The following is a 10,199-nucleotide window of genomic DNA, read 5'->3' as shown; positions in this document are numbered from 1 at the left end:
GAGGCTCAGGCCACTCCCGCGGAAAGCGTCCCCCTGGAGCGGAATGATTATAAAAAATTAATTTACCTACTATACAGGAGGTCTCCCGATGAATAAAAAAGTAATCATCAGAACACTTGAAAAGATTGCTCTATATATGGAACTGAAAGGGGAAAACCCGTTCAAGGTGTCGGCTTTCCGAAAAGCGGCGCAGGCCCTTGAACTCGATCAGCGTTCGCTTTCAGAAATCGAAGACGTCACCAAACTGAAAGGGATCGGCAAAGGGACTGGCGACGTCATCACCGAATTGCTCGACAGCGGCAAGTCGACGGTGCTGGAAGAATTGCAGGAAGAAGTGCCGAAAGGGCTCATTCCACTGATGAAGCTGCCTGGGCTCGGCGGCAAAAAAATCGCGAAATTATATAAAGACCTCGGCATTGATTCGGCTGAAGCGCTGAAACAGGCGTGCATCGACCACACCATTCAGAAACTGCCCGGCTTCGGCCCGAAATCGGAAGATAAAATCCTGAAGGAATTGATGGAATTTGACTCGAAGCCCGGCCGTCATCCTATCTGGAAGACGGAAGAAGCGGTCGCTGCCATCAATGAAATTCTCGGGGACATCAAAGAAGTCAGCGAATTCTCCGTGGCCGGCAGTTACCGCCGCACGAAAGAAACGAGCAAGGACCTTGATTTCATCGTGGCGACGGCAGAGCCTGCAAAAGTGAAAGAGCAATTGCTGGCGGCGCTTCCGGTACAGGACACAATTGCTTCAGGCGATACGAAAGTTTCGGTGACCATCGACTTCCAGGATCCGATCGATGTCGATTTCCGCCTGGTGGCACCGGAAGAATTCATCACGGCGCTGCATCATTTCACTGGCTCAAAAGACCATAACGTGAAGATGCGCCAACTTGCGAAATCACAGAACAAGAAAATCAGTGAATACGGTGTCGAGCAGGAAGATGGTTCAATCGAGACTTTCAAATCCGAAGAAGAGTTTTTCGCTCATTTCGGCCTGCCTTTCATTCCGCCGTCTGTCCGTGAAGACGGCCGTGAGACGGACCGCATAGAAGAGCTGCCGGAGCTTGTCGGAATCGATGACATCAAAGGCGATCTTCACATGCACACAGTATGGTCAGACGGAGCGCATTCACTGAAGGAAATGATTGACGCCTGCCGCAGCCGCAATTACGAATATATGGTCATTACAGACCATTCCCATTACCTCAAAGTGGCGAACGGCTTGACGCCGGAGCGTTTATTGGAACAGAATGGTGAAATCCGTGAATTGAATAAAGAATATAACGATATCGAAGTGATGTCCGGCACGGAAATGGATATCCTGCCGGATGCCACGCTTGATTTTGACGACGAAGTGCTGAAGCAGCTCGATTTCGTCATCGCCAGCATCCATTCCAGTTTCCAGCAGCCTCAGGAACAGATTATGGAACGGATCCTGACGGCCATGAAAAATCCGCATGTCCACATGATTGCCCACCCGACCGGCCGCATCGTCGGCCAGCGCAGCGGCTATGACCCGGATGTGGAGCAGCTGCTGGACTGGGCTGCTGAATACGGCAAAATTGTTGAGCTGAATGCCAGTCCGTACCGTCTGGATCTCGCTGTGGAGTTTCTCGAGATGGCGCAGGAAAAAGGAGTGCCGGTGGCCATCAATACCGATGCTCACGCCATCGATCAACTCGAAGTAATGAATATAGGCGTTCGCCATGCCCAGAAAGCCTGGCTGAAACGTGATAACGTGGTCAATACGTGGCCACTGGAGAAATTGAAAGCATACCTGAAAAAATAGGAGGTGTCCCATTTGATCGCTGAACGCGCATTAAAGACACTCGAATTCTACAAAATCCGCGATGAAGTGGCACGCTACTGCACTTCTTCACTCGGTAAAAGCCATATAGATAAACTGGTTCCTTCCATTGAAATAACGGAAGTTGAAGGGCTACTGGCAGAAATGGACGAAGCGGCGCAAATTTTGCGCGTTAAAAACAATGTCCCGATGGGCGGTATTTTTGATGTCCGCATGCATGCCCGCCGCGCGCAGATCGGCGGTGCTCTCAGCCCGGTGGAATTGATGGAAGTTTCATCGACGATCCGCGCCAGCCGCATCCTGCGTCAATTCTTCGAAGCGATCCGTGAAGAAGGGGATATTCAAATTCCTTTATTCCTGGAGAAGAAGGAATCGATGCCGATTCTGACGCAGCTTGAACACGACATCAATGCCTGCATCGATGACAACGGCGGCGTACTGGATTCCGCAAGCCCGGCGCTCCGCACAATCCGCCAGCAATTGCGCTCCCAGGAGAGCCGCGTCCGTGAACGGCTGGAAAGCCTGGTCCGCGGCAAAAATGCATCGAAAATGCTGTCGGATTCCATTGTTACAATCCGCAACGACCGGTTCGTGATTCCCGTCAAACAGGAATACCGCAGCCATTACGGCGGCATTATCCACGACCAGTCTTCATCCGGCCAGACACTGTTCATCGAACCCGACGCAGTGGTTCAGGCGAACAATGAAGTGCGCCGGTTGAAGATGAAGGAAAAAGAAGAGATTGACCGCATTCTTCAGATGCTGTCGGCGCAGGTGCAGGAAGTGGCGCATGACATTTTTGACATGGTCGAAGTGCTCGGTGAAATCGATATGATTTTCGCCAAAGCGAAATACGGCGCCGCCAATAAATGCTCGAAACCCGCCATGAACAGTGAAGGCTATATCAATTTGAAAAAGGCACGCCATCCGCTGATTCCAAAAGATGAAGTAGTGGCGAATGATATTGAGTTTGGCCGTGACATCACGGCAATCGTCATTACCGGACCGAATACGGGGGGCAAGACGGTGACGCTGAAAACGGTTGGCCTCTGCACGCTGATGGCGCAGTCGGGTCTGCCGGTTCCGGCGCTTGACGGTTCGGAGCTTGCTGTCTTTAATCAGATTTTCGCCGATATTGGAGATGAACAGTCGATCGAACAGAGCCTCAGCACGTTTTCTTCCCATATGGTCAATATCGTTGATATCCTGACGAAATTCGATGAAAACTCGCTTGTCATTTTTGATGAGCTCGGTGCTGGTACAGATCCGCAGGAAGGTGCGGCACTGGCGATTTCATTGCTTGATGAAGTTCACGGACGGGGCGCGCGTGTCATTGCGACGACCCATTATCCGGAATTGAAGGCATACGGTTATAACCGGCCGGGAGTGGCCAACGCCAGCGTTGAATTTGACGTGGAAACGCTGAGCCCGACTTATCGTTTGCTGATCGGTGTGCCGGGACGAAGCAACGCGTTTGAAATTTCGAAACGCTTGGGACTGCCGGAGCACATCATCACGCATGCTCAGAGTTTCACCGGCACCGACAGCCGCCAGGTCGATTCGATGATTGCGTCTCTTGAGAAGAGCCGCCGGGAATCGGAGCGAGACGCGGAACGGTCCAGCGAAGTGCTGAAGGAATCGGAGCAGCTGAAAGAACAATTGGCTGCCGAATTAAAACAATATGAACAGAAAAAAGAACAGCTTGAAGAGAAAGCGCGCGAGAAAGCCCGGAAAATTGTCGAAGGGGCAAAGGCCGAAGCAGAAGCAGTCATTTCAGAATTGCGTCAGATGCAGCTGAACCAGCCGGGCACCATCAAAGAGCATCAATTGATTGAAGCGAAAAAACGGCTGGAAGGAGCGGCTCCTGAAAACCGAATCCTGAAACGAGCCGCCAAAGACAAGCAGCGTGAAGTGAAATTAAAACCGAATGACGAAGTGAAAGTGATTTCATTCGGCCAAAAAGGGACGCTTGTCGAGAAAGTTTCCGATAAGGAATGGATCGTGCAGATCGGTATCCTCAAAATGAAGCTGCCGGAAAGTGATCTGTCCTATACAAGACCTGAAAAAGAAAAAGAAACGCGCACAATGGCGACGCTGAAAGACCGCGACAGCTACGTTAAACTGGAGCTCGACCTCAGAGGCGAACGCTATGAAGATGCGCTTGCGCGTGTTGAAAAGTATATCGATGATGCGTTATTATCTAATTACCATCAGGTTTCCATTATCCACGGAAAAGGGACGGGGGCTCTCCGCCAGGGCGTCCAGCAATACCTGAAGAAACATCCGCGTGTGAAAAGCTACCGCTTCGGCGAGGCGGGTGAAGGCGGCTCCGGCGTTACGGTAGCAGAGTTGAAGTAGAGGGGTTAGGGGAGATTGAGCAATGGCAGAGAATGGTTTTTGGACGCATCCGCTTGTTGAGACGGCAGGATATTTTAGTGTGGTCGTATTGTGTTTGATCGTTTCGATGTTCATTTTTGAAATGGTCACCAAGTACAAAAACTGGGAAGAAATCAAAAAAGGGAATTTGTCTGTGGCCATGGCGACAGGCGGCAAAATTTTCGGCATAACAAACATTTTCCATTATTCGATTGAACAGCATAACACCATGCTGGAAATGATCGGCTGGGGACTGTACGGCTTTACACTGTTGATCTTCGCTTATTTATTGTTTGAATTCCTGACACCGAAATTCAAAGTGGATGAAGAAATAGAAAAAGACAATCGTTCTGTCGGCTTTATTTCCCTGACCATATCTGTCGGGCTATCGTTTGTTATTGGTGCCAGTATTTCTTAGGAGTTGTAAAACTTGGAAAATCTTATCAAGATCCTGTTCGTTTGCTGCATCTTGTTTATGCTTGTAGGGATAATTTATCTTTTCATGATTTAAGGGAAAACCGCCGGCGGAATGTGCTGGCGGTTTTTTTGAGCTGAGGTTTAGATAACCGATATTGCGCATCATAGCTTCGAAGATTTGGCCGACGGCTGCGAGGCCAAATCTTTGCGACGAAGTGCGCAGCACTGGTGGAGCACGGTTCTCGAAGTTGTACTATTTCAGAGAAGTTTCTTCGCTGTTCTGCTCCATATCTCCAGATATTTCTCTTGGAAACGAATCGGTATATAAAATACAATTATAAGAGAGTTTGCTTACTCGGGCATTCGCCCGAGTAGATTTCAGCGCAACACTTATTCCTGAGTCCTCCTGACTTCCTTGCATGTCCAGAAGTGAATCCCGGCGAAGGAGCGCGCCAGGACTTAGCGGCTTATAAAAGAATAGATAGCTATTCTTCAAATATGCTTTCTAAAAATAATGTTTGTAAGCGCTGACAAAAATCTCTATAATTAAAAATAGGAATATTCACACGATTCTCAAAATACAAAGGAGGAAAAAAGAATGACAGAAAAACCTTGGCTTGCGCATTACCCGCCGGAAATTCCGCATACACTGGAATACGAAAGCAAACCGGTGCAGGATTATCTGACGCATACGTTCGAACTGTTTCCGGACAAGACAGCCATTCATTTCATGGGCAAGGATATCAGCTACAAAGAACTGTATGAGTCATCGATGAAATTCGCGAGCTATTTGCAGGGGCTGGGCATCAAAAAAGGTGACCGCGTGGCAATCATGCTTCCGAACTCACCGCAGGCAGTCATAGGATTTTACGGCATCCTGTATGCCGGCGGCGTCGTGGTCATGACAAATCCGCTGTACACAGAACGGGAAGTTGCATACCAGATGAAAAATTCCGGCGCCAAGGTGATTCTGGCGATGGATATCCTGTATCCGCGGATTTCAAAAGCCATGAAGGATACGGACCTGGAAAACGTGATCATCACAGGCATCAAGGAATACCTTCCTTTCCCGAAAAATATGATCTATCCGTTCATCCAGAAAAAACAATACGGGATCACCGTGAAAGTGGAACACCGCGGCAGCAATCACCTGTTTTCGGAAATCATGAAAATTGCTTCAACGGATGTGGAAAAAACGGATTTCGACTTCGATAAAGATCTGGCCTTGCTGCAATATACAGGCGGCACGACAGGCTCACCAAAAGGTGTCATGCTGTCGCATAAAAACCTGATTTCGAATGCGACCATGTGCGATACCTGGCTTTACAAGACAAAGCACGGCGAAGAAACGGTGCTCGGCATCATTCCATTATTCCACGTTTACGGGTTAACGACTGTTTTGATCCTGTCAGTCATGCAGGGCAATAGAATGGTGCTGCTGCCGAAATTCGATCCGGAAGCCGCATTGAAAACGATCAACAAGCAAAAACCGACTCTTTTCCCGGGCGCACCCACGCTTTACATCGGATTGATGAACCATCCTGATATTGCGAAATATGACCTCTCTTCCATTACTGCATGCATGAGCGGCTCTGCACCGCTGCCGGTTGAAGTCCAGGAAAAATTCGAGAAAATCACGGGCGGAAGCCTTGTTGAAGGCTACGGCCTGACAGAGACGTCTCCGGTGACGCATTCGAATCTGGTGTGGGGCGAACGGGTTAAAGGCTCGGTCGGATTGCCATGGCCGGATACGGACTGCAAAGTGTTTACTCCAGGAACGACAGAACCAGTGCCTCCTGGTGAAATAGGTGAAATCGCGATCAAAGGGCCTCAGGTTATGCAAGGTTACTGGAATAATCCGGAAGCGACAGCTGCAACCATTGTCAACGGCTGGCTGTTGACAGGCGACCTGGGATATATGGATGAGGGCGGACATTTCTTCATTGTGGACCGCAAAAAAGATATGATCATTGCAGGCGGCTTCAATATTTACCCGCGCGAAATCGAAGAAGTGCTGTATGAAAATGAAGCCATCCAGGAATGCGTAGTGGCTGGTATCCCGGATCCGTACCGCGGCGAAACAGTGAAGGCCTACATCGTTTTGAAAGAAGGAAAATCCATTACGGAAGAAGAACTCGATGCATATTGCCGCGAACATTTGGCTGCATTCAAAGTTCCGCGCATCTACGAGTTCCGGACGGAGCTTCCGAAAACGGCAGTCGGGAAGATTCTCCGCCGCTCATTGATTGATGAAGAAAAACAAAAGCTCAGTGAAGCTGTTCCTTCCTAAAGCTTGACAGGGCAATCTTTTAACTTTAATATGGAAATATGAATGAATCGCCATTCATATTTCCATATTTTTTTTGGGTGGTGAGGAATTGGTAAAGAAAGATAAACCGAAATATAAACAGATAATCGATGCGGCAGTAATTGTCATTGCCGAAAACGGTTACCACCAGGCGCAGGTTTCCAAAATTGCTAAACAAGCCGGAGTGGCGGATGGTACAATTTATTTGTATTTCAAAAACAAGGAAGACATCCTTATTTCCGTCTTTCAGGAAAAGATGGCGGTTTTCGTCAGCAAGCTCCAGCAGATCCTCGGCAAAGATGATTCGGCTTCGGAAAAACTGAAGCTGATGGTGGAGAGCCATTTCAAATTGCTGGCAGGGGATATACATCTTGCAATCGTCACCCAGCTGGAGCTCAGACAGTCCAACACGGAAATCCGGCTGAAGATCAATAACGTGCTGCGTGAATATCTGCTGCTGCTGGACCAGATTTTGGCTGACGGCATGGAGACCGGCGAGTTCGACAAATCCATGGACATCCGCCTTGCGAGGCAGATGGTCTTCGGGACGATGGATGAAACCATCACGACCTGGGTCATGAATGAACATAAATATGATCTTGTCGAATTGGCGCCGAAGGTCCATCATTTATTGATGAAGGGTATGCGTGCCTAAGAGAGGGGTTTTTTGAATGGAATTTATCAGTTATCGCGTCGAAGAAGGAGTGGCAATTGCCACAATCAACCGTCCTCCAGCAAACGCATTGTCACGTGCGCTGATTATGGAAGTGGACGAATTATTGAACGAAGTGGAACACAATGATGATGTGCGGGCGATTGTGCTGCACGGCGAAGGCAGATTTTTCTCAGCCGGAGCGGACATCAAGGAGTTTACACAAGTCAGTTCGGGGGAAGAATTTTCGAGACTCGCGGCAAGCGGGCAAAAAGTGTTCGAGCGTGTTGAGACATTCCCGAAACCCGTTATAGCGGCCATTCACGGCGCAGCACTGGGCGGCGGACTGGAACTTGCAATGAGCTGCCAAATGCGTTTTGTCTCAGAAAATGCTAAACTTGGATTGCCTGAACTTCAATTGGGCCTGATTCCCGGTTTTGCTGGAACACAGCGTCTGCCGAGATATGTCGGTGTCGCAAAAGCGGCTGAAATGCTGCTGACTTCCGATCCGGTCAGCGGAACAGAAGCGGCGCAATTGGGCCTTGCGAACAGAGCCTATCCGGAAGAAGAACTTCTTTCGCAAACGCTTACAATCGCGAAGAAAATTGCGAAGAAGAGCCCGGTTTCCGTGAAAGCGGCGATTGAAATGCTGCAATACGCCAAGCACGAGAATTATCATAAAGGCGTGGAAGCGGAAGCGAATTCATTCGGTACCGTATTTGTGTCCGAAGATGCAAAAGAAGGAATCCAGGCATTTCTTGAAAAACGGGAAGCACATTTTAAAGGGAAATAATACTTGGGAGGTTTACGTCAATGAACATTTTTGTATTGGTTAAGCGTACATTCGACACTGAAGAAAAATTAGTCATCTCTGGTGGAAAAATCCAGGAAGATGGCGCTGAATTCATCATCAACCCATATGACGAGTATGCAATCGAAGAAGCGATCAAAGTGCGCGACGAACACGGCGGAGAAGTGACCGTCATCACGATGGGCGGAGAAGACGCCGAGAAACAGCTTCGCACAGCGCTTGCCATGGGTGCAGATAAAGCAGTCCTGATCAACGTCGAGGACGATGTGGAAGAATTGGACCAATATACTTCAGCTTACATACTTGCTGAATATCTTAAAGATAAAGAAGCTGACCTGATCCTTGCCGGCAACGTGGCAATCGACGGCGGTTCCGGACAAGTCGGACCTCGTGTTGCCGATTTGCTCGACATCAATTATGTTACAACAATCACAAGCCTGAAAATCGAAGGCGAAAAAGTGACGATTGTCCGCGATATCGAAGGTGATGCTGAAGAACTTGAAACTTCATTGCCATTATTGGTAACTGCACAGCAGGGATTGAACGAGCCGCGTTATCCGTCGCTTCCAGGTATCATGAAAGCGAAGAAAAAGCCGCTTGAAGAGCTGGAACTTGATGATCTTGACATTGACGAAGAAGATGTTGAAGCGAAAACAGAAACGATCGAAATTTTCATGCCGCCTGCCAAATCTGCGGGCCGTGTCCTTGAAGGCGATATCTCAACTCAGGTGTCCGAACTTGTCGGCCTGCTGAGAAATGAAGCGAAAGTAATCTAAAACAGAAAAAGTGAACTGATTGATAGTTTCACATCTACTTAGGAGGTTAACGGACTATGTCGAAAAAAGTATTGGTATTGGGCGAAACGCGTGAAGGCTCTTTGCGCAACGTCTCATTTGAAGCAATTGCCGCAGCTAAAAAAATCTCCGGCGGCGGAGAAGTCGTAAGTGTTCTGCTCGGTGATTCAGTAGCAGAATACGGCGCTGAACTGGTAAATTACGGCGCTGACCGCGTCATAACAGTCGAACACCCGCACTTGAAATCCTATACATCCGATGGCTACAGCCAGGCAATGATGGCAGTGGTCGAACAGGAACAGCCGCAAGCGCTGGTCTTCGGCCACACTGCTGTCGGTAAAGACCTGTCGCCGAAAATCGCTTCCAAATTGCAGACCGGTCTGATTTCTGACGTGACAGATATCGAAGGCGAAGGCGACGATGCAGTATACATCCGCCCGATCTATTCCGGTAAAGCATTTGAAAAAGTGAAAAACAAAGGCGATATCGATTTTATCACGATCCGTCCGAACAACATCGCCCCTCTGGAAAGACAGGAACGTTCAGGAGAGGTCAGCTCATTGTCTGTGGATATCACAAACTTGCGCACAATCATCCAGAATGTTGTCCGCAAATCCGCTGAAGGCGTCGATCTTTCGGAAGCGAAAGTCATTGTTGCCGGCGGACGCGGCGTGAAGAGTGCGGAAGGCTTTGAGCCATTGCAGGAACTGGCCAATCTTCTTGGCGGCGCAGTCGGCGCATCGCGCGGGGCATGTGACGCGGATTACGTCGATTACTCGCTGCAAATCGGCCAGACGGGTAAAGTCGTTACACCGGACCTTTACATTGCTGCCGGCATTTCGGGCGCAATCCAGCATTTGGCCGGTATGTCCAATTCGAAAGTGATCGTTGCCATCAATAAAGATCCGGAAGCGAACATCTTCAAAGTTGCGGATTACGGCATTGTCGGAGACCTTTTCGAAGTTATTCCGATGCTGACTGAGGAATTTAAGAAAGTAATGTAATAAAGAAAAGCGACGGCACCCGTTAAG

The 10,199-nt window shown here is 48.9% G+C and carries 8 protein-coding genes; all 8 read left to right on the top strand.

Annotated elements, in window-relative coordinates:
* Positions 1-88: 88 nt before the first annotated feature.
* Complete coding sequence (gene polX / locus KW93_RS04185) at positions 89-1,792, top strand: DNA polymerase/3'-5' exonuclease PolX (RefSeq protein ID WP_033541719.1); 1,704 nt, start codon at positions 89-91, stop codon at positions 1,790-1,792.
* A 12-nt stretch (positions 1,793-1,804) separates the two neighbouring features.
* Complete coding sequence (locus KW93_RS04180) at positions 1,805-4,168, top strand: endonuclease MutS2 (protein WP_033541718.1); 2,364 nt, start codon at positions 1,805-1,807, stop codon at positions 4,166-4,168.
* 22 nt (positions 4,169-4,190) lie between these two features.
* Complete coding sequence (locus KW93_RS04175) at positions 4,191-4,604, top strand: DUF350 domain-containing protein (protein ID WP_033541717.1); 414 nt, start codon at positions 4,191-4,193, stop codon at positions 4,602-4,604.
* Positions 4,605-5,201: 597 nt separating this feature from the next.
* Entirely contained in the window at positions 5,202-6,893 is a 1,692-nt protein-coding gene (locus KW93_RS04170) for an AMP-binding protein (protein WP_033541716.1), read from the top strand.
* A gap of 88 nt (positions 6,894-6,981) precedes the next feature.
* The gene (locus tag KW93_RS04165) at positions 6,982-7,566 is read left to right on the top strand and encodes a TetR/AcrR family transcriptional regulator (RefSeq protein ID WP_033541715.1); all 585 of its coding nucleotides are present in this window, start codon (positions 6,982-6,984) and stop codon (positions 7,564-7,566) included.
* 16 nt (positions 7,567-7,582) lie between these two features.
* Positions 7,583-8,356 carry an enoyl-CoA hydratase gene (locus KW93_RS04160; protein WP_033541714.1) on the top strand — a complete coding sequence of 258 codons (774 nt, stop codon included), beginning with the start codon at positions 7,583-7,585 and terminating at the stop codon, positions 8,354-8,356.
* Positions 8,357-8,376: 20 nt separating this feature from the next.
* On the top strand, positions 8,377-9,150 hold the full coding sequence (locus KW93_RS04155; RefSeq protein WP_033541713.1) for an electron transfer flavoprotein subunit beta/FixA family protein: 774 nt from the start codon (positions 8,377-8,379) through the stop codon (positions 9,148-9,150).
* A gap of 56 nt (positions 9,151-9,206) precedes the next feature.
* Positions 9,207-10,172 (top strand): electron transfer flavoprotein subunit alpha/FixB family protein, encoded by a 966-nt coding sequence (locus KW93_RS04150; protein ID WP_033541712.1) that lies wholly within the window; start codon positions 9,207-9,209, stop codon positions 10,170-10,172.
* Positions 10,173-10,199: the final 27 nt, after the last annotated feature.

The organism is Planococcus sp. CAU13, assembly GCF_000775575.1.
Taxonomy (GTDB): domain Bacteria; phylum Bacillota; class Bacilli; order Bacillales_A; family Planococcaceae; genus Planococcus.
This window is presented reverse-complemented; position numbering and strand designations above follow the sequence as displayed.

Coding starts and splice junctions, on each gene's coding strand:
- KW93_RS04175 (WP_033541717.1), top strand. CDS start 4,191: ATGGCAGAGAATGGTTTTTGGACGCATCCGCTTGTTGAGACGGCAGGA.
- polX (WP_033541719.1), top strand. CDS start 89: ATGAATAAAAAAGTAATCATCAGAACACTTGAAAAGATTGCTCTATAT.
- KW93_RS04150 (WP_033541712.1), top strand. CDS start 9,207: ATGTCGAAAAAAGTATTGGTATTGGGCGAAACGCGTGAAGGCTCTTTG.
- KW93_RS04170 (WP_033541716.1), top strand. CDS start 5,202: ATGACAGAAAAACCTTGGCTTGCGCATTACCCGCCGGAAATTCCGCAT.
- KW93_RS04160 (WP_033541714.1), top strand. CDS start 7,583: ATGGAATTTATCAGTTATCGCGTCGAAGAAGGAGTGGCAATTGCCACA.
- KW93_RS04155 (WP_033541713.1), top strand. CDS start 8,377: ATGAACATTTTTGTATTGGTTAAGCGTACATTCGACACTGAAGAAAAA.